This is a genomic window from Roseitalea porphyridii (genome assembly GCF_004331955.1).
GTDB classification, from domain to species: domain Bacteria; phylum Pseudomonadota; class Alphaproteobacteria; order Rhizobiales; family Rhizobiaceae; genus Roseitalea; species Roseitalea porphyridii.
Window position 1 is genome coordinate 1,620,318 of sequence record NZ_CP036532.1, and the last position, 17,850, is coordinate 1,638,167.

The 17,850-nt window shown below is 67.2% G+C and carries 19 protein-coding genes and 1 tRNA gene; 7 read left to right on the forward strand and 13 right to left on the reverse strand.

The genetic code is table 11. From position 1 onward, the window contains the following. The first annotated feature begins 7 nt into the window (after positions 1-7). Together E0E05_RS07895 and E0E05_RS07900 are read left to right on the forward strand one after the other, a co-directional pair. On the forward strand, positions 8-1,279 hold the full coding sequence (locus E0E05_RS07895; RefSeq protein WP_131616220.1) for a 3-phosphoshikimate 1-carboxyvinyltransferase: 1,272 nt from the start codon (positions 8-10) through the stop codon (positions 1,277-1,279). Between the two features lie 85 nt (positions 1,280-1,364). Continuing rightward, a complete protein-coding gene (locus tag E0E05_RS07900) occupies positions 1,365-1,652 on the forward strand; it encodes a hypothetical protein (RefSeq protein WP_131616221.1) in 288 nt (95 codons plus the stop codon). A gap of 45 nt (positions 1,653-1,697) precedes the next feature. Here E0E05_RS07900 and E0E05_RS07905 read toward each other — a convergent pair whose 3' ends face one another. Beyond that, positions 1,698-2,171: an Lrp/AsnC family transcriptional regulator gene (locus tag E0E05_RS07905; RefSeq protein WP_131616222.1), complete on the reverse strand. Its 474-nt coding sequence runs from the start codon at positions 2,169-2,171 to the stop codon at positions 1,698-1,700. 136 nt (positions 2,172-2,307) lie between these two features. Between E0E05_RS07905 and ald the strand changes: the two genes are divergently transcribed. Further along, entirely contained in the window at positions 2,308-3,426 is a 1,119-nt protein-coding gene (ald, locus tag E0E05_RS07910) for an alanine dehydrogenase (RefSeq protein WP_039723243.1), read from the forward strand. Between the two features lie 84 nt (positions 3,427-3,510). Here ald and E0E05_RS07915 read toward each other — a convergent pair whose 3' ends face one another. The 6 genes from E0E05_RS07915 to E0E05_RS07940 form a co-directional block, all read right to left on the reverse strand. Beyond that, a complete protein-coding gene (locus tag E0E05_RS07915) occupies positions 3,511-4,083 on the reverse strand; it encodes an OmpA family protein (RefSeq protein ID WP_131616223.1) in 573 nt (190 codons plus the stop codon). 75 nt (positions 4,084-4,158) lie between these two features. Further along, on the reverse strand, positions 4,159-4,770 hold the full coding sequence (locus E0E05_RS07920; protein WP_131616224.1) for a GNAT family N-acetyltransferase: 612 nt from the start codon (positions 4,768-4,770) through the stop codon (positions 4,159-4,161). A 4-nt stretch (positions 4,771-4,774) separates the two neighbouring features. Beyond that, positions 4,775-5,632 carry a 3-mercaptopyruvate sulfurtransferase gene (gene sseA / locus E0E05_RS07925; RefSeq protein WP_131616225.1) on the reverse strand — a complete coding sequence of 286 codons (858 nt, stop codon included), beginning with the start codon at positions 5,630-5,632 and terminating at the stop codon, positions 4,775-4,777. Positions 5,633-5,640: 8 nt separating this feature from the next. After that, positions 5,641-6,375 carry an alanyl-tRNA editing protein gene (locus E0E05_RS07930; RefSeq protein WP_131616226.1) on the reverse strand — a complete coding sequence of 245 codons (735 nt, stop codon included), beginning with the start codon at positions 6,373-6,375 and terminating at the stop codon, positions 5,641-5,643. Further along, positions 6,372-6,689: an NIPSNAP family protein gene (locus tag E0E05_RS07935; protein ID WP_131616227.1), complete on the reverse strand. Its 318-nt coding sequence runs from the start codon at positions 6,687-6,689 to the stop codon at positions 6,372-6,374. Before E0E05_RS07935 ends, E0E05_RS07930 begins: the two co-directional genes overlap by 4 nt. Beyond that, positions 6,686-7,720, reverse strand: coding sequence for a cysteine synthase A (locus E0E05_RS07940; RefSeq protein WP_131616228.1), 1,035 nt, complete (start codon positions 7,718-7,720; stop codon positions 6,686-6,688). Before E0E05_RS07940 ends, E0E05_RS07935 begins: the two co-directional genes overlap by 4 nt. 216 nt (positions 7,721-7,936) lie before the next feature. Here E0E05_RS07940 and E0E05_RS07945 point away from each other — a divergent pair, with 216 nt between their 5' ends. Beyond that, entirely contained in the window at positions 7,937-8,578 is a 642-nt protein-coding gene (locus E0E05_RS07945; RefSeq protein ID WP_210215774.1) for a ChrR family anti-sigma-E factor, read from the forward strand. A gap of 126 nt (positions 8,579-8,704) precedes the next feature. Further along, positions 8,705-9,541 (forward strand): SDR family NAD(P)-dependent oxidoreductase, encoded by an 837-nt coding sequence (locus E0E05_RS07950; RefSeq protein WP_131616229.1) that lies wholly within the window; start codon positions 8,705-8,707, stop codon positions 9,539-9,541. A gap of 3 nt (positions 9,542-9,544) precedes the next feature. On the opposite strand, the gene E0E05_RS07955 is transcribed toward E0E05_RS07950, so the two are convergent. The 5 genes from E0E05_RS07955 to E0E05_RS07975 form a co-directional block, all read right to left on the reverse strand. Continuing rightward, positions 9,545-10,897, reverse strand: a complete 1,353-nt coding sequence (locus E0E05_RS07955) for an MFS transporter (RefSeq protein WP_131616230.1) — start codon at positions 10,895-10,897, stop codon at positions 9,545-9,547. Positions 10,898-10,976: 79 nt separating this feature from the next. Continuing rightward, entirely contained in the window at positions 10,977-12,257 is a 1,281-nt protein-coding gene (locus E0E05_RS07960) for an SAM-dependent methyltransferase (protein WP_244598006.1), read from the reverse strand. Between the two features lie 62 nt (positions 12,258-12,319). Then, on the reverse strand, positions 12,320-13,183 hold the full coding sequence (locus tag E0E05_RS07965) for a DUF1365 domain-containing protein (RefSeq protein ID WP_131616231.1): 864 nt from the start codon (positions 13,181-13,183) through the stop codon (positions 12,320-12,322). Positions 13,184-13,192: 9 nt separating this feature from the next. After that, the gene (locus tag E0E05_RS07970) at positions 13,193-14,551 is read right to left on the reverse strand and encodes an NAD(P)/FAD-dependent oxidoreductase (protein ID WP_244598009.1); all 1,359 of its coding nucleotides are present in this window, start codon (positions 14,549-14,551) and stop codon (positions 13,193-13,195) included. Next, entirely contained in the window at positions 14,548-16,023 is a 1,476-nt protein-coding gene (locus E0E05_RS07975) for a cryptochrome/photolyase family protein (protein ID WP_131616232.1), read from the reverse strand. The genes E0E05_RS07970 and E0E05_RS07975 overlap by 4 nt, the downstream gene beginning before the upstream one ends. A gap of 193 nt (positions 16,024-16,216) precedes the next feature. On the opposite strand from E0E05_RS07975, the gene E0E05_RS07980 reads away from it, so the two are divergent. Next, positions 16,217-17,152, forward strand: coding sequence for an L-lactate dehydrogenase (locus tag E0E05_RS07980; protein WP_131616233.1), 936 nt, complete (start codon positions 16,217-16,219; stop codon positions 17,150-17,152). 47 nt (positions 17,153-17,199) lie between these two features. Here the strand turns inward: E0E05_RS07980 and E0E05_RS07985 are convergent. Beyond that, positions 17,200-17,274 (reverse strand) — tRNA-Asn (locus tag E0E05_RS07985). 165 nt (positions 17,275-17,439) lie between these two features. Between E0E05_RS07985 and E0E05_RS17840 the strand changes: the two genes are divergently transcribed. After that, complete coding sequence (locus E0E05_RS17840) at positions 17,440-17,799, forward strand: PGPGW domain-containing protein (RefSeq protein WP_131616234.1); 360 nt, start codon at positions 17,440-17,442, stop codon at positions 17,797-17,799. Positions 17,800-17,850 lie beyond the last annotated feature (51 nt).

The following is a 17,850-nucleotide window of genomic DNA, read 5'->3' on the forward strand; positions in this document are numbered from 1 at the left end:
GCGCTTCATGTCCGACTTCCTTGCCGCCGAACGCCTGACGGTCCGTCCCGTCCGTGCATCGTTGCGCGGCCGGGCCGTGCCGCCCGGCTCCAAATCGATCACCAACCGCGTGCTCCTGCTGGCCGCGCTCGCCAACGGGACGAGCCGCATCACCGGCGCGCTCAGGAGCGACGATACCCGCCATATGGCGACGGCCCTGCGCGCAATGGGCGTATCGGTCGAGGAAACCGACGCAACCAGCTTCGAAATCTCCGGAAACGGCCAACTGCAAGCGCCTTCCGATCCGCTCTTTCTGGGCAATGCCGGCACCGCCACGCGGTTTCTGACGGCGATCGCCGCCTCGGTCGACGGGACGGTGGTGGTCGATGGCGACGAACACATGCGCAAGCGGCCGATCGCCCCGCTGGTCGAGGCGCTGCGTGCATGGGGTGTCGCAATCGAGGCCCCGAGCGGATGCCCGCCGGTCACGATCAGGGGGACCGGCCGGCTGCCGGCCGGCCGGGTGACGATCGATGGCGGTCTGTCCAGCCAGTATGTCTCGGCGCTGCTGATGGCCGCGCCGCTGGCCGAGGGGCCGGTCGACATCGTCCTCACCGGCGATCAGATCGGCGCGCGCGGCTATGTCGACCTGACGATCGCCGCCATGGAAGCCTTCGGCGCCGGCGCCGAGGACGTTTCCGCCGGCCACTGGCGCGTTTCGCCGACCGGGTACATGCCCGCCAACCATCATGTCGAGCCCGATGCGTCGGCGGCGACTTACCTTTGGGCGGCTCAGCGCCTGACGGGCGGCGCCATCGACATCGGCACCGCGCCGGACGCGTTCACCCAACCCGACGCGAAAGCCCATGACCTGATCGCGCTTTTCCCGCGCATGCCGGCGGTGATCGACGGCGCGCAGATGCAGGACGCCGTGCCGACGCTTGCCGTTCTCGCCGCCTACAACGAGACACCGGTTCGCTTCGTCGGCATCGGGAATTTGCGCGTGAAGGAATGCGACCGCATCGCAGCGCTCAGCCAGGGGCTGAACGTAATCCGACCCGGCCTTGCCGCAGAGGAGGGCGACGAACTGGTCGTCCACGCCGATCCGACGCTCAGGGGCGCGACGGTGTCGGCGGAGATCGACACGTTCGCCGACCATCGCATCGCCATGAGCTTCGCGCTCACCGGGCTCGTCACCGATGGCATCACGATCCTCGATCCGGGCTGCGTCGCCAAGACGTTCCCGGCCTACTGGGACGTGCTCGCGGGGCTGGGCGTCGAACTGCGACCGGCCGGCTGACGACCCATTCGACACCCGCTTCTCGTGTGCCTCAGTGCACATTCCGATCGGCAGCGATCTGACATCTACGGCGCATAGTGAGCCAATGATGGAGACCCACATGAGAAATACCCTTTCACTGGCGATGGCCGCGGCCATCGCCATTCCCCTCGGCATCGGAGCAATCGCGGTCGCGCCGTGTACGGCCACCGCGGGCATCTTCTGTGATGTGTGCAAGGCCCAGGGATGCAAGTGCGACGGCGAGAAGTGCTATGACTGCGACGATGCGCTGACCACCGACCCCGGAAACGAGAACGGCAGCCGGACGCCGAGGTTCGGACTGAAGAGCAGCCTGTCGGCGCCGGCGGCTCAGCCGGGCCAGTTTACCCGATAAGCCGGCGATCGGTCATGAAGGTGTGAGGCGGGCTATCGCTCCGCCTCATGCCAGCCCCGGATCGATCCCCACATTGGGCCGGTCGATCACTTCCCTAAGCGCAAAGGACGAGTTTATCTTTACGACGTGCGGCAGGTTCGACAGCCAGTCGCGGTGGATGCGCTCGTAATCGGCCAGGTCCCTGGCCGCCACGCGCAGGATATAGTCGTACTCGCCGCTCATCAGATAGCAGACCAGAACGTTCGGACAGCGCCTGACCGCCTCCTCGAAGGCGCGCAGCGTCGTCTGGAACTGGCCTGACAGCGAGATGTGAACGATCACCGTCATCTGGTGGCCGAGCGCGCTGTTCGAAACACGCGCGTGGTAGCCCCGGATCGTGCCCGCCTTCTCCAGCGCGTCGAGCCGGCGCGAGCAGGCCGAGGGCGACAGGCCGACCTTCTCGGCGAGCGTCGCGTTGGGCATGCGCCCGTTCTTCTGAAGCTCGGTCAGAATCGCACGATCGATCGCATCAAGAGCCATGGTCGCAAAAATTCCCGGTGATTGCGCTGAATTCCCGCAGACTATTGCACAATTGCCGGGACGTCCACCGGCCTTTGCACGGACATTGCGCGCCGCTTCTGCGATCCTTGACGCACATGAGTTTTGGGAGGCTCGAATGCTCGTCGGCTGTCCGAAGGAAATCAAGAACCACGAATACCGCGTCGGCCTGACGCCGGGTTCGGTGCGCGAATATGTGGCCCACGGCCATCAGGTGATCGTCGAGACCGGCGCGGGCATGGGCATCGACGCGGGCGATGACGCCTATCGCGCCGCCGGCGCGCGCATCGCCGAGAACGCTTCGGAAGTGTTCGAAAAAGCCGACATGATCGTCAAGGTCAAGGAACCGCAGCCGTCCGAGTGGACGCAGTTGCGCGAAGGCCAGATCCTGTACACCTACCTGCACCTGGCGCCAGATCCGGACCAGACCCGCGGCCTCGTCGAGAGCGGCTGCACGGCGATCGCCTACGAGACCGTCACCGACGATCACGGCGGCCTGCCGCTGCTGGCCCCGATGTCGGAGGTGGCCGGCCGCCTGTCGATGCAGGCCTCGGCGACCGCGCTGCAGAAGGCCAATGGCGGGCGCGGCGTGCTGCTGGGCGGCGTGCCGGGCGTCAAGCCGGGCAAGGTGACGGTGATCGGCGGCGGCGTGGTCGGCATCAATGCCGCGCGCATGGCGATCGGCCTTGGCGCGCATGTGACGATCATCGACCGCTCGCTGCCGCGCCTGCGCGAACTCGACAACATCTTCCAGGGCCGGGTCGAGACCCGCTATTCGACGGTCGAGGCGCTCGAGGAGACCGTGTTCGACGCCGACGTGGTGATCGGCGCGGTGCTGATCCCCGGCGCGGCCGCCCCCAAGCTCGTCACGCGCGAGATGCTCGGCGGCATGAAGAAGGGGGCGGTGCTGTGCGATGTCGCCATCGACCAGGGCGGCTGCTTCGAGACCTCGAAACCGACGACCCATGCCGAACCGACCTACGAGGTCGACGGCATCGTCCATTACTGCGTCGCCAACATGCCCGGTGCCGTGCCGGTCACCTCGGCGCACGCGCTCAACAATGCCACGCTGCGCCAGGGCCTGGCGCTTGCGAACCGCGGGCTTGAGGCGCTGACCGACGACCCGCATCTGCGCAACGGGCTGAACGTCCATCGCGGCCGGATCACCAACGGCCCGGTGGCCGAGGCGCTCGGCTACGAACTGGCCGAGCCGCAGGTGGCGCTCAAGGTCGCCTGATCGGCGAACGGTTTGCGTCCGGCGTCCTCCCCGCCGGGCACAGAGGGTCCGGTGGCGTCCTCGCGCCCCGGACCCAAATCATTTCTAGTATCCGATCACCAGATCGGTGACCCGGCGCAGCGTCACACGGCGGTTGCGCCACTCGGCGCGCTGGGTCGGGACCAGCAGGTCTTCCTCGCCATAGCCGATCGTCTCCATGGCGCGCCACGGAACCCCGTGCCTGGCAAGCCCGGCGGCGACCGATTCGGCACGGGCCTGCGAAAGGCGCAGGTTGGCCGCGTTCGAGCCGACCGCGTCCGTATGACCCTCGATCAGGAACAGTTCGCGGCCGCGCCGGCGCAGGATGCGCTTCATGGCGATCGCGATCTCCTCGAGCTTCCAGGATTCGCTGCGCGGTATGTGCGCCGAACCGAAGGCGAAGTTGATCGACTGGATGTCGACGGACGGTGCGATGCGGCGCAGGTCGCGCCGGCGTTTGAGTTCGCCGATCGACACGCGTGCGTCCGGCATGATCACCCTGGACGGATCGGCGCCGAGCCTGTCGAGCAGTTCGGCCGCCGAAGGCGTCGACTGGGCGGTGGCGGGCAGGGCGGTCAGCGACAGTGCGCCGCCGGCAAGGGCGGCGAGAGCCGCCCGGCGATGGAGGCAATTGGTCATGGTCGTTCCCTTCGGGTTCAATATCCTCGGGAACGTGATGCCAGCGCGCGGCTGAATTGCCGCTGAACGCCCCGTTCAGGGACCGCCGGTGATGCCGAAGCGGGTCGAAAGGCCGGTCCGCTCGTTCTCGGTGAGCGGATGCACGCGGCCCTGCGACTGCCGGTAGGGCCGGAAGCCCATCTTCTGGTAGAGCGGCAGCGCCGCCGGGTGGTCGAGCGTGCAGGTGTTGACCGTGACTTCCTCCGGCTCGGCCGACCATGCCGCCTCGATCGCCCGGCCCAGGAACCAGCGGCCGAGCCCCATGCCGTGCACGTGCGGCATCATCCCGAAATAGGCCAGATCGGTATGGCTTTCGCTCTTGCGGTTGAGCTCGAAGAAGCCAGCCGGCGCGCCGTCGACATAGAGCACGGTGATCTCGCACGGCTCGGCGTGGACGGCACGCCGAAGCGCGGCATCGTCCATGCGCAGCCGCGCTTCCCAGTTCCAATGGATGCCGACCTGGAAATAGAGGTACCGGTAGAAGTGCAGCGGGGGCTCCGGCACCGCCAGCAGCGCCGCGTGCACGTTTGCCGGCTTGGCCGGATAGGTCGCCGGCGGCCGCTCCATGCGCAGGTAGGTGATCGTCGTGTCGAGCGGCTCGGCACCGTTCGCCGCCTGTCCCGCGCGGTTCGGCCTCAGCCAGCTCATCGTCCTACCCGTCCGCCGGCCCCGTTTCGACGGGCGTGTCGGCGCGCCCGCCCCATTGAGACCATGATCCGTCATAGAGCCTGTGGTCGGCCGCGCCGAGCGAAGCGAGCGCCAGATTGATCACCGCCGCGGTGACGCCCGACCCGCAGGTCGTCACCACCGGCCGGTCGGGATCGATGCCCGCTTTGGCGAGCGCGGCCCGCAGCCCTTCGAGATCCTTCAGATAGCCGTTCTCCGACAGCGTGGCGTAGTGCACGTTGCGCGCGCCCGGCATGTGGCCCGAGCGCATGCCCGCGCGCGGTTCGGGCTGGGAGCCGGTGAACCGTCCGGGCCCGCGCGCATCGGCGATCTGCGCCGATCCCCCGGCAACGATGTCGCCCATCGCGTCGAGATCGACCACGCGGCCGGCGTCGAACTTCGGAACGAAGGCGGTGCCCGCGATCTTCGTGGGCGCGTCGGTGACGGGCCGGCCGTCGGCCTTCCAGTTGTCGAAGCCGCCGTCGAGCACGAAGACGTTGGATGCGCCCATGACGCGGAACATCCACCACACGCGCGGCGCGGTGAACATGCCCGGGCCGTCATAGACGATGATCGTGTCGTCCCGGGTGATCCCCATCGCGCTGACGTGGCGCTCGAATTCGGTCGGCGAGGGCAGCGTGTGCGGCAGGTCGCTTTCGGGATCGACCACCGCATCCTGGTCGAAGAAGACCGCGCCGGGAATGTGCGCGGCGTCATATTCCGCGCGCGCATCGCGCTTCTGGTCGGGCAGGTACCAGGACGCATCGACGATCGACAGGCCCGGATCGTGCAGATGCTGTTCCAGCCAATCGGGCGAGACGACGAACGGGCTCTTGTCGGCCATGGCGATCCCTATTGCGGCGGTGCGCCGAACCTTATCCGGAAGCGGCGGTTCTCGCGACCCTTCTTCTCGATCTTGCCGATATGGATCGCTCCGACCTCGCCCGTCGAGCGGACATGCGTGCCGCCGCAGGGCTGGCTGTCGATCGCCGCATCGGCGCCGATGCAGACCAGCCGGATGCGACCGGCGCCCGAAGGCGGGCGCACATTCTTCGATTTGACCAGGCCCGGATTGGCGTCAAGTTCGCTCTCGTCGATCCACTGCGCGTAGACGGGGTGATCGGCGCCAACCATCTCCATCAGCGCGGCCGCCACCTCGGCCTTGTCGACCGTCTCGGCCATGTCGAAATCGACGCGGCTTTCGGTCTCGCCGACCGACGCGCCGGTGATCGGGAAAGGGCAGGCGACCGTCAGCAGATGGCAGGCCGTATGCATGCGCATCAGCGCGTGCCGCCTGTCCCAGTCGATCGCGAGCCGCACGGTTTCGCCCGCCTCGGGCAGGGCCGACCCTTCGGCCGGCACGTGCACGATCTCGTCCTTGGTCTCGCCGGTCACGGTGGTTGCGATCGTGATGGTGCTGCCGTCGGCCCGGGTCAGCGTTCCGCTGTCGCCCGGCTGACCGCCCGAGGTGGCATAGAAGATGGTCCGGTCCAGCACGATCCCGCCGCGTTCGTTGACGCCGGCGATGGTGGCCTCGGCCTCGGCCAGATAGGCATCGTCTCGGAACAGCGCCTCGGTGCGGCTCACGGTTCGATCCCTTCGGTGACCGGGCGCAGGAAGCTGCGCTCGTAACGGCGGATGCAGCCGGTGCGCCGGGCGAAATCGAAGGCGGCCCGGCAGTCGGCGTCGTCGAACGATCGGGTCCGGTAGTCTTCGTAGCTGGCAAGGCTGTCGAAGGTGAAGCTGGCATAGGCGATGTCGCTTTCGCCCTCGGCCGGCAGCAGATAGCCATGGTGCTTGCCGCCGAACCGCTCGACGAGCGTGATCCACAGCCGCCCGTAATGCTCGAAATCGTCGATCCTGTCCGGATCGATCTCGTAGCGCAGAAAGCAGGTGATCATCCGGCGTCCTCGAACGGCACGTCGATGTCGGCCGTGCGCTCCATCCATTCGGGCACCGGCAGCCCCTTTTCGCGCAGGAACGCGGGATTGTAGATCTTGGACAGGTAGCGGTGGCCGTAGTCGCACAGGATCGTCACGATCGTATGGCCCGGCCCGAGTTCGCGCGCCATCGCCTTGGCGCCGGCGATGTTGATGCCGGTCGATCCGCCCATCACCATGCCTTCCTCGTGCACCAGCTTGAAGATGATGTCGAGCGCCTCCTCGTCGCCGATCCGCCAGGCGAAATCGGGTGAAAAGCCCTCCAGATTGGCCGTCACCCGGCCCTGGCCGATGCCTTCGGTAAGCGAGGATCCCTCGGACTTGAACTCACCGGTCGTATAGAAGCTGTAGAGGGCGGCCCCGTGCGGGTCGGCGATGCCGATCTTGACGTCCTTGTTGCGCGCGCGCAGACCCTCGGCGACGCCGGCCAGCGTGCCGCCCGAGCCGACCGCGCACACGAACCCGTCCACCTTGCCGTCCGTGTCGCGCCAGATTTCCGGCGCGGTCGCGTCGATGTGCGCCTGCCGATTGACGGTGTTGTCGAACTGGTTGGCCCAGATCGCCCCGTTCGGCTCGGATTTGGCCATCTGTTCGGCCAGCCGGCCCGAAAGCCGCACATAATTGTTGGGGTTGCGATAGGGAACGGCCGGCACCTCGACCAGTTCGGCCCCGCCCAGGCGCAGCGCGTCCTTCTTTTCCTGCGTCTGTGTTTCCGGGATGACGATCACCGTCCGGTAGCCGAGCGCCTTGGCGACCATGGTCAACCCGATGCCGGTGTTGCCGGCCGTTCCCTCGACGATCACGCCGCCGGGCTTGAGCAGTCCCTTCTGCTCGGCGTCCCGGATGATCCAGAGCGCGGCGCGGTCCTTGACCGACTGGCCGGGATTGAGGAATTCGGCCTTTCCCAGGATCGTGCAGCCGGTCTCCTCGGAGGCGCGCTTGAGCTTGATCAGGGGCGTGTTGCCGATGAGATCGATGATCGAGGCATGCATGGAACTGGGGACTCCCGTCTTTGGGCGGAAGGCTAAAGGCGGCCCATCGGCGGGGCAAGGCAATTATGCTGCGCAAACAAGGTGGTTGACGAATTGTTTGCCATGACCAAATGACTATCGAAAACCGCATTCGCCGGTGATCCGGTCCGTGTCTCGTCGCGTAGACGTTTCAGAAATGTGACACTGGGCGGCAGGGACCGCCATTTGGGGATGACCATGTATCAGGGACAGTTCGGCACACTCGATGCGCTGGTAAGCGGATATGTTGCGGGCAGCCTGCCAAGGCCGCTGCATGTTCTGATGGACGCGCATCTGGAGCTTTCGCCGGCCAATCGTCCCATCGTCGCCGGGCTCGAGGGCGTGGCGGGGGATGCGCTCGAACAGCTCGACCCGATGGAACTGGGCGATCGCGACGGCGCGCTGTCGGCGATCTTCGCCAGCACGACATCGGCCGAAACCGACCCGGTCAAGCGGTGCGGGACGATGCCGCGTGCGCTCGCCGACTTCGTCGGCCACTCGGTCGACGACATTCCGTGGAAGACCAAGATGCCCGGTTTCCGCGAGTATGACATGGAAGATGTCGACGGCTGCCATGTCTCGATGTTCTGGATCAAGCCGGGGCGCACGGTTCCCTCGCACACCCATGAAGGCATGGAACTGTCGCTGATCATCGACGGGGCCTTCCGCGACGAGCGCGGCCGTTTCGGGCGCGGCGACATCTCGATCGCCGACCCCTCGGTCGACCACCGTCCGGTGGCGGAAAGGGACGTGCCCTGCATCGGATTTGCGGTGACCGACGCGCCCTTGCGCCTGACCGGCTCGCTGCGCCAGCGCCTGAGCGACATTCTGGCGATCTGACCGCTTCCGCCTCCCGATTTCACAGCACGCAACCAACTCCGGCCCCGGTGCGTACCGCAACCGGGGTCTTTCTTGTCGGCCGGACCGGCCCATATCCAACCGCAAGCCAGAAGAAGGGGTGCATCGATGGACCTTTACAGGATCAAGGCCGGCGACGGGGTCGTCTGGATCACCGGCGCCAGCGCCGGCATCGGGCGCGCGGTCGCACTGAAGTTCGCCGAGAAGGGCTATGACGTCGTCGCCAGCGCGCGCAGCAAGGACAAGCTTGCCGCGCTCGCCGAGGAAAGCGGTCCGATGCTCGGCTCGATCGAGCCGTTCGCATGCGACGTGACCGACCGCGAGGGCATGAAGAAGGCGGTCGCCGAGATCGAGGCGGCGCACGGGCCCATCTGCCTTGCCATCTTCAACGCCGGCAATTACTGGCCGACGCGCGGCGAGGCGCTCGATATCGAGGCCTTCGACAAGACCTTCGGCATCAACTTCTTCGGCGTCCTGAACGGGCTGGTGCCCGCCGTCGAGCGCATGAAGGCGCACGGTAAAGGCCAGATCGTCATGGTCGGCTCGGTTTCGGGCTATTCGGGCCTGCCGGCGGCGGCGGCCTATGGCGCGTCGAAGGCGGCGATCAACAATTTCGGCGAGTCGCTCAAGTTCGACTTCGACAAGCTCAACATTCGCGTCCAGGTGGTCAATCCCGGCTTCATCGACACGCCGCTGACCGAAAAGAACCGGTTCGAGATGCCCGCGCTCATGCCCGTCGACAAGGCCGCGGCCGCGATGGTCGCCGGCATCGAGAATGGCGGTTTCGAGATCACCTTCCCGCGCCGCTTCACCTGGCTGCTGAAGATCATGCGGATGATGCCGCACCCGGTCTATTTCTTCGTGATGAAACGGGCGATGCGCTGGGACAAGCAGGAACTGAAGTTCGGCGATACGACACCGGCCTCCGTGGTCAGGGAAAGCTAGCTTTCAGCCCCGCGCAGGCGCCTCGATCGTGCGGCGCAGCGCGCCCTGTTCGGAGGCGTCGAGCGGGAAGTTCCACATCAGCGCGATGGCGCCCAGCTTCAGTCCGACGGGCACCAGCGAATAGATCACGGCCAGCGCGGTCAGTGCCGTCGCGCTCTGGTCAGGCCCGCCGCCGGTCTCAAAGCCGAACCAGCCGAGCACCGGAAACGCCAGACCGACCGCCAGCGCCAGCGAGAGCTTGGTCGCAAGGCTCCATGCCGCGAAATAGACCCCCGAGCGCTGCTCACCTGAGGCCGCCGTGTCGACATCGATCACGTCCGCCTGGATCGCCGGCGGAATGGCGAGATCGAAACCGACAAGCAGGCCGGTCGCCGCGCAGATGACGGCGAAGGCCGCGATGTCGCCCTCCGACAGCAGCGGCACCGGCGCGAAGATGATGCAGGCGGCGATCATGCCGAGCGACCAGGCGCGGTGCTTGCCGATCCGTTTGGAGGCGAACGCGGCGAGAGGCACGCCGGCGACACCGCACGCGAAGTAGAGGAACAGAAGCGGCCCCTGCAGGTCGGTCGCGCCCAGATAGTCTCCGACGAAGAAGAGGAACAGCGTGGCCGGGATGCCGTTGGCGAGCCCGTTGACGAAGAAGGCCACGATCAACCGCAGGAACGGGCCGTTTTCGCGCAGGTGCCGCAGGCCTTCGCGCCAGCCGACCGGGGCCTTGGTGTGTTCGGCGGGCTCGGGCACGGCGACCACGGCCACCGCGCCGAAGACGGGCAGGGTCGCGGCGATGATCAGGCCGAGCAGCGCCAGCCCGTGAAAGCCCGCCGCGTCGTCGAAGCCCAGCGAGAAGGGCAGGGCGATGGCGATCAGCGTGCCGGTCAGCGTCAACCCCTCGCGCCAGCCGGTGATCGTCGACCGCGCGCCATAGTCGCCGGCCATCTCGGCGCCCCAGGCATAGAACGGGATGATCGCCGCCGTATAGCCGAGCGACAGGGCCATGCCCCATCCTGCCAGATAGAGAGGGCCCGCCCCTTCCGGCGGCCAGAACAGCATGAAGGCGGCCAGGGCGCAGATCGGCAGGGCGAGGGCGAACAGCCGGCGCCTGCGGCCGAACTTGCCGCGCCAGCGGTCGGCGACGATGCCGATGAACGGATCGTTGAAGGCGTCGAACAGGCGAACAGCCAGCAAAGCCGCGCCCGTGGCGCCGAGCGACAGGCCGACCGGGCCCGAATAGAAGGCCGGCAGCAGGATGTAGAGCGGCAGCGTCAGGGCCGCCAGCGGCAGCGCCGGCAGCGCATAGGCGATGATGCGCGACAGGCGGGGCAGGTCGGAACTGGCCGTCGGAAGCGGCGCGCGCATCAGGATGCTTTCGGCTTGAGGGACATGCGCCTTCAATACGCGGGCGCACGGCGAACGGTTCAGCCGACGGGACGCCCGTTCAGCCGTTGCGGGCGAAGGTCAGCTGCCGGACGTCGATGAACTCGGCGCGGAAGCCCGCCTCGCAATAGTATAGGTAGAACTCCCAGAGCCGCTTGAAGCGCTCGTCGAATCCCATCGCGTTGATCTGCGGCCAGGCCTGCCAGAACCGGTCGCGCCATTCCGACAGCGTGCGGGCGTAGTCCTGCGGGAAGATGCGTTCGCCGATCAGCTGGAGCGCGTGGCGGGTGCCAAGATCGTGCAGTGCCGACGGCGGCGGCAGCATGCCGCCGGGGAACACGTAGCGCTGGATGAAGTCGGGCTGCTTGCGATAGATCGGGAAGGCCTTCTCGTCGATCGTGATGATCTGGAGGCCCGCCTTGCCGCCCGGCTTGAGGACGTCGCGGACCTTGGCGAAGTAGGTTTCCCAGTATTCTTCCCCGACCGCCTCGAACATCTCGATCGACACGACCTTGTCGTAGCGCTCGGTCTCGTCGCGATAGTCCTGGAACTTGATCGTGACCTTGTCGTTCAGGCCGGCGAGCCGGATGCGCTCGCGCGCGAAGTCGAACTGCTCGCGGCTGATCGTCAGTCCGGTCACGCGGCAGCCGATCTCGCGGGCGGCGAACTCGGCAAAACCGCCCCAGCCGCACCCGATCTCCAGAACATGGTCGTCCCGGGTGATGCCCGCCGCCTCGGCGAGCGCGCGATACTTGGCCGCCTGGGCGCTTTCGAGGCTGTTGGCGCCGGTCTCGTAGAGCGCCGACGAATAGGTCATCGAGGGGTCGAGCCAGAGCGCGTAGAAATCATTGCCGAGGTCGTAGTGGGCGGCGATGTTCTTCTGGGCGCGCGTCTTGGTGTTGCGATTGAACCAGTGCCGGATGCGCGAGACGAACTTGACCGTCGCGCCCGCCCTTGCCAGCCGTTCCGACAGTTCCTCGTTGACGACGAACAGTTCGAGGAACGTCGTCACGTCCGGGCTCTCCCAGTCGCCGTCCATGTAGCTCTCGGCAACCCCGATCGTGCCGCCGGAGATCGCCTTCCGGGCCAGATTCCAGTTGTGCAGGATCAGGACGCCGTCCGGGCCCGGCGCGTGACCGTCGATGCGGACCGTGCGGCGGTCGGGCAGCCGGATCGTCAGCGATCCCTGCGGCAGGTGCAGCGCCGCGCGCAGCGCCAGCTTTGCCTTGAACGGAAGACCGCGCAGATAGCGGCCGATATTGTTCTTTGTCAGCGGTTCTGCGGCGGCGATCACCTCGCGCACCACGTCGCCCGAACCACGCATCATATTCGTTGAGGCCATCTTACCCGTCCGCCTGCCTGTTCCGGTCCCGGGGCGCGCGGCAGCCATACGCGCCTTGCCGTTTATTCGGCGGGGCCGGGCGCAGCGTCGTCATAGGAGACCGGTTGCGGCGGCTTGCCCCGCGAGATGAATTTTGCGCCCTTGATCCATAATTTCAAGGCTTCCCAATGGATTCCGGCGACAACCTTAAGCGTCATGAAGGGCAGGCGCCCCACCTGACCGGCGAGTGAGGCGCTCGTCAGGGGCCGCGCCGTGCCCGAGAAGGTGGCCGACAGAACCGGGTCGGCGCCTTCGGTTTCGAGGATGCGCAGGCGCACCGTCTCGCCCGGCGGCACGATGCGGAAATGATATCGCATGCCCATCTCGATGAACGGGGAGACGTAGAAGATCTTGGTGCGCTCCTGGCGCAGTCCTGCGGGGCCGAGCTCGCCTCGTTCGACCTTGCACACATAGGTGTGCCGCTCGCCGAACGTGTTGCGAACCTCGTAGATGACCGTCGTCAGCGCCTCGGCACGATCATAGCAGAAATAGACCGACAGCGGGTTGAAGACGAAGCCCATCAGGCGCGGATAGGCCAGCAGCAGGATGCGTTCCGGCCGCCCAGCGCCCGCTTCCTCGGCCAGCCTCGCCGCATGGTCGCGCAGGCGCGCATGCCCGCCATCCGCCGGCAGATGATCGCCCTCGTGAAACGAGACCAGATTGCGCCGGTTGACGGAGAACAGCGCCGAGGCGCGGTCGGCTTCCTCCAGCCGGTCGAGGTCGAACAGGCCGGTGAACACCCGGTACGTGAACCGGTGTCCGAACGGTTTGAGGCGCGCATGCATGACCTTGCCCGGATAGAGCAGGGCGGCCGCGTCCGGCGGCGCGAACAGCGCAACGCCGTCCGTCGCAGGACCATGGCCGGAAACTGTCACATGCGCGGTCATCTCGGCAGCCTACTCCGCCGCCACCGGCAGCGGCAAATCGACCGGCCGTGCGGCCGGCTCTTCGGACCGCCACGGAATGTGCCCGCCCAGGGCCTCCGCCGCCGCAAGACCCGAGCGCAGCCCGTCCTCATGGAAGCCGAAGCCGGTCCAGGCCCCGGCGAACCAGGTGTCGCGGCGCCCCTGGATCAGCGGCAGGCGCGCCTGCGCGGCGAGCGCGCCGGCGTCATATTGCGGGTGGTCGAACGTCCACTCGCCGAAGACGGTCCCCGGCGCGGGCTCGCGGGTCGGATTGAGCGTGACGAAAAGCGGATAGCGCTGGTCGATGTTCTGCAGCCGGTTCATCCAGTAGGTCAGACAGATCTCGCTGTCATCGCCCGTGCCGCTGCTGCGCAGATAGTTCCACGCCGCCCACGCCGCGCGCCGGCAGGGCATGAAGCTGGGGTCGCGATGCAGCACGACCCGGTTGGGCTTGTAGGGAATGGCGGACAGGATGTCCGCTTCGTTGGCATCGGCATCGCCCAGCATGGCGAGCGCCTGGTCCGAGTGGCCGGCGATGACGACGGCGTCGAAATGCTCGCGTCCGTGCGCGGTCTCCACCACCGCGCCGCCCGTTGCGGGCCGCTCGATGCGCGTCACCGGCGCGCCGCAACGGATGTCGCCGATCGGCGCGAGCAGCTTCGCAAGGTAGTTGCGCGAGCCGCCCGAGACCGTGCGCCAAAGCGGCGGGCGGGTTTCCATCAGCCGGTGGTTCTCGAAGAACTGGATGAAGGAGCGGGCGGGAAAGTCGAGCATCTTGACGCGCGGGGTCGACCAGATCGCCGCGGCCATCGGGATCAGATAGTCGTCGCGGAAGCGCTTCGAGAAGCGGCGTTCGGCCAGATAGTCGCCGATCGACAGCCGGTCCAGCATGCCGCTGTCGCGGTCGCGCCGCGCCTGTCGGTTGAACCGCAGGATCTCGCGCAGCATCCACAGAAAGCCCGGCGAGACGAGGTTCCGCTTCTGCGCGAACACGGTCAGGTAGTTCTGGCCGCACCATTCGCGCACGCCGCCGTCGAGCGACATCGAAAAGCTCATGTTGGTCGTCTCGCACGCAATGTCGAGATGATCGAACAGGGCGCACAGTTCGGGATAGTTGCGTTCGTTGAAGACGATGAAGCCCACATCGACCGGAATGTGCCTGCCGTCATAATCGACATCGACCGTGCGCGTATGCCCGCCGGGCCGGTCGTCGGCCTCGTAGAGCGCGACCTGATGTCGGCGGGACAGCGACCAGGCCGCCGATGCGCCCGAAATTCCGCTGCCGATCACGGCCACACGCTTGCTCTGGCCGGACACGGCGAACTGCCCCGGCCCCGGTTTGATGTTCACGCGGCTTGCCCCCTCATCTCGTTGTAGGCGTCGAGCGCACGTTCGCGCGCCCGCTTGTGTTCGACCATAGGTTCCGGATAGGTGCTGCCAAGGCTAACCTTCGCTTTTTCCAGCACTTTTCGCGGCGCTTCCCACGGCTTGTGGATGTACTTGTCCGGCAGATCGGAAAGTTCCGGCACGAACCGGCGCACATATGCGCCGTCCGGATCGAACTTCTCGCCCTGCAGGATCGGATTGAAGATGCGGAAATAGGGCGCCGCATCGGCGCCCGATCCGGCGACCCATTGCCAGCTTGCCGCGTTCGAGGCCGGATCGCCGTCGACGAGCGTGTCCCAGAACCAGTCCTCGCCCCGGCGCCAGTCGATCATCAGATGCTTGATCAGGAACGATGCCGTGATCATCCGCACCCGGTTGTGCATCCACCCCGTCTGCCAGAGTTGGCGCATGCCCGCATCGACGATCGGATAGCCGGTTCGGCCCTTATGCCATGCCTCGAGCGCGTCCTCCGACCCCTCCCAGGGAAAGGCGTCGAACGTGTCGTTGAAATTGGCCGTGCGCAGGTCCGGAAAGTTGACGAGGAGGTGATAGGAGAACTCGCGCCAGGCGAGTTCCTTGTGGAATTTCTCCAGTTGCTTCTTCGCCACGCCCTCGGCCGCCGCGGCCGCGTACCAGATGTCCGATGGCGTGATTTCGCCGAACGCCAGATGTGGCGACAGGCGCGAGGTGCCGTCGACCCCGGGCAGGTCGCGCTTCCTGCCGTAGTCGGCCAGCGCGTCGGCGCAGAACGCCTTCAGCCGTTCATGCGCGCCCTTTTCGCCCGGCGTCCAGGTCGCCGCGATGCCACCCGACCAGTCCGGCCCGGTCGGCAGCAGGTCCCAGTCAGCCAGGTCGTCGCTTTCGATCGTGCCGTCGTAAGCGGTCGCCGTTCCAGGCGCCGGATCAGGCCTGCGCGGCTCGCCTTCGCCGATAAAGGCCCGCCAGAAGGGAGAATAGACCTTGTAATAGCCGCCCGAGCCGGTCTTCAGCTTCGTCGGCTCGTGCATCAGCGCGCCGGCAAAGCTCTTCACTGTCAGGCCGCGATCGGCGAGCGATGCCTTGATCTCGCTGTCGAGTGCGATCGCCTCGGGCCCGTAGCGGCGGTTCCACACCACGCTCTGCGCGCCGGTTCGGTTGATGATGTCGTCGAGCACGGCGCGCGGGTCGCCCCGGCGCAGGATCAGCGTCAGGCCGATACCGCCGAGCGCCGACCCGAGCGCGGTCAGCGAATGATGCAGCCACCAGCGCTGCGCGCCGCCGGGCGGCCGGCCGCTCGCGCCGGTCTCGTCCAGCACGAACAGGGCGATCACCGGCCTGCCCGACGCGGCGGCCGCCGACAACGCGCCATTGTCACGCAGACGCAGGTCGGCGCGAAACCAGACGATGACGGGCGCGTCGGGCAGGTCCGTCGGTCGCGTGCGGTCTTGGTCAGGCATCAAGCGGAAGGAAATCCGGATCGGAATGTGGAATCGTCGGGCGGGTCATCGAACGTGCTACGCCCGCCGCGGGCGTGTGGATCAGCGCCGATGACGATTGCATTACACGGGCCCGGTTGTCGCGACCGCATTCTTGCGCCTTTGGTCGCAGCCTGTAGGCTGCCGGCCTATCGGCAAATCGGGAGCACGAATAATGAAGATCGGTATCGTCGGCACGGGCATGGTGGGCAGTTCGGCGGCTTTCGCCATGGCGCTGCGCGGCACGGCGAGCGAGATCGTTCTGGTCGACCGCAACGCCGACCTTGCCTCCGCCCATGCCCAGGACATCTCGCACGCGGTGCCGTTCGCAAGGGCCGTCACGGTCAGGGCCGGCGACTATGCGGATCTCGCCGGCGCCCGGATCGTCGTGCTGGCCGCCGGTGTCGGCCAGAAGCCCGGCGAGACGCGCCTTGCGCTTCTCGGTCGCAACGCCGCCGTCTTCCGGCAGGTGGTCGAGCAACTCATGCCGGTCGTCCCCGACGCGCTGTTCCTGATCGCCTCCAACCCCGTCGATCTGATGACCTACGCCGTGCGGCGTTTCTCGGGCCTGCCGGCAAGCCGGGTGATCGGCTCGGGCACGATCCTCGACACGGCCCGGTTCCGCGTGCTGGTCGGCGAGCACCTGGGCATCGCGCCGCGCTCGGTGCACGCCTATGTGCTCGGCGAACATGGCGACAGCGAGGTCGCCGTCTGGTCGAGCGCGATGGCCGGCAACGTGCCGCTCGAGGCGTTCGCCGCCCAGACCGGCCGGACGCTCACCGCCGACAAGCGCGCCGAGATCTCTGATGCCGTGCGCAACGCCGCCTACACGATCATCTCGGGCAAGGGCTCGACCTATTACGGCATCGGCGCCGGGCTTGCGCGGATCGCCGAGGCGATCGGTGCCGACGAACGCGCCGTTCTCAGCGTCTCGACCGTTACCGCGGACGTGGAAGGCATCGAGGATGTGCCGCTGTCGCTGCCGCGCATCGTCGGCGCCGAGGGGGTGACGGCCGAACTGCGCCCCGATCTCGATGCGGACGAACGCGCCGCCCTGCGCAAGAGCGCCGAAACGATCGCCGCGCTCAAGCCGGCGATCGACGAGGCGTAAGCCGCCGTGCCCGTGCGGCGATCAGCGTGGCGAATGCGTTGGAAGGATGGCTCCCCAGGCAGGATTCGAACCTGCGACCGATCGATTAACAGTCGAGCGCTCTACCGCTGAGCTACTGGGGAAAACTCGATTGCCGGCGGCCTATAACAGGCCCGGCACCGATTTGAAAAGGGCAAAGATGCCCGAGCGCGGGCCGCGCGCCGTTTTTGTCGTGTGCGCTCTTGAAGTCGTGTCCGCGACCGCTCACGTCAAGGCCGGTGCCCGCGGCGGGCAAGCACGAGACCCCGATGGACAATCGCAGCGACACGACCGGCCGGGTCGACCCGGTCGAAGAGCCCGCATCCGGCCCGTCAAAATCCGGCGAAACGCCGTCCCGCGCGGGTGTCGATGCGGTCTCGCCGGGTCGCCCGGTCTATCGGTTCTTCGGCCGCGAAATCCCCAAGCCGGCCTCGCGCCCGGTGCGGATCGCGCTCGGTATCGTCCTGACGGTGCTCGGCATTTTCGGCTTCCTGCCGATTCTCGGCTTCTGGATGATCCCGCTCGGCCTGCTCGTGCTGTCGCACGAACTGCACCCCTTGCGCCGGCTGCGCCGGCGTCTCGCGGTCCGGCGGGCGCGCAAGGCCGGCAACGGCCGCAACCGGCGCTGACGGGCCCCGTGCGCTTTCCTGCGGCTTTGCCGCAAAGCCTGCTTGTCGCCA

Bases quoted from the DNA above. Each gene is read 5' to 3' on its own strand.
- E0E05_RS07940 (WP_131616228.1), bottom strand. From the start codon at position 7,720: ATGCATGCCTCGATCATCGATCTCATCGGCAACACGCCCCTGATCAAG.
- ald (WP_039723243.1), top strand. From the start codon at position 2,308: ATGCTCGTCGGCTGTCCGAAGGAAATCAAGAACCACGAATACCGCGTC.
- E0E05_RS07895 (WP_131616220.1), top strand. From the start codon at position 8: ATGTCCGACTTCCTTGCCGCCGAACGCCTGACGGTCCGTCCCGTCCGT.
- E0E05_RS07945 (WP_210215774.1), top strand. From the start codon at position 7,937: ATGTATCAGGGACAGTTCGGCACACTCGATGCGCTGGTAAGCGGATAT.
- sseA (WP_131616225.1), bottom strand. From the start codon at position 5,632: ATGGCCGACAAGAGCCCGTTCGTCGTCTCGCCCGATTGGCTGGAACAG.
- E0E05_RS07935 (WP_131616227.1), bottom strand. From the start codon at position 6,689: ATGATCACCTGCTTTCTGCGCTACGAGATCGATCCGGACAGGATCGAC.
- E0E05_RS07960 (WP_244598006.1), bottom strand. From the start codon at position 12,257: ATGGCCTCAACGAATATGATGCGTGGTTCGGGCGACGTGGTGCGCGAG.
- E0E05_RS07915 (WP_131616223.1), bottom strand. From the start codon at position 4,083: ATGACCAATTGCCTCCATCGCCGGGCGGCTCTCGCCGCCCTTGCCGGC.
- E0E05_RS07975 (WP_131616232.1), bottom strand. From the start codon at position 16,023: ATGCCTGACCAAGACCGCACGCGACCGACGGACCTGCCCGACGCGCCC.
- E0E05_RS07950 (WP_131616229.1), top strand. From the start codon at position 8,705: ATGGACCTTTACAGGATCAAGGCCGGCGACGGGGTCGTCTGGATCACC.
- E0E05_RS07900 (WP_131616221.1), top strand. From the start codon at position 1,365: ATGATGGAGACCCACATGAGAAATACCCTTTCACTGGCGATGGCCGCG.
- E0E05_RS17840 (WP_131616234.1), top strand. From the start codon at position 17,440: ATGGACAATCGCAGCGACACGACCGGCCGGGTCGACCCGGTCGAAGAG.
- E0E05_RS07980 (WP_131616233.1), top strand. From the start codon at position 16,217: ATGAAGATCGGTATCGTCGGCACGGGCATGGTGGGCAGTTCGGCGGCT.
- E0E05_RS07920 (WP_131616224.1), bottom strand. From the start codon at position 4,770: ATGAGCTGGCTGAGGCCGAACCGCGCGGGACAGGCGGCGAACGGTGCC.
- E0E05_RS07905 (WP_131616222.1), bottom strand. From the start codon at position 2,171: ATGGCTCTTGATGCGATCGATCGTGCGATTCTGACCGAGCTTCAGAAG.
- E0E05_RS07965 (WP_131616231.1), bottom strand. From the start codon at position 13,183: ATGACCGCGCATGTGACAGTTTCCGGCCATGGTCCTGCGACGGACGGC.
- E0E05_RS07955 (WP_131616230.1), bottom strand. From the start codon at position 10,897: ATGCGCGCGCCGCTTCCGACGGCCAGTTCCGACCTGCCCCGCCTGTCG.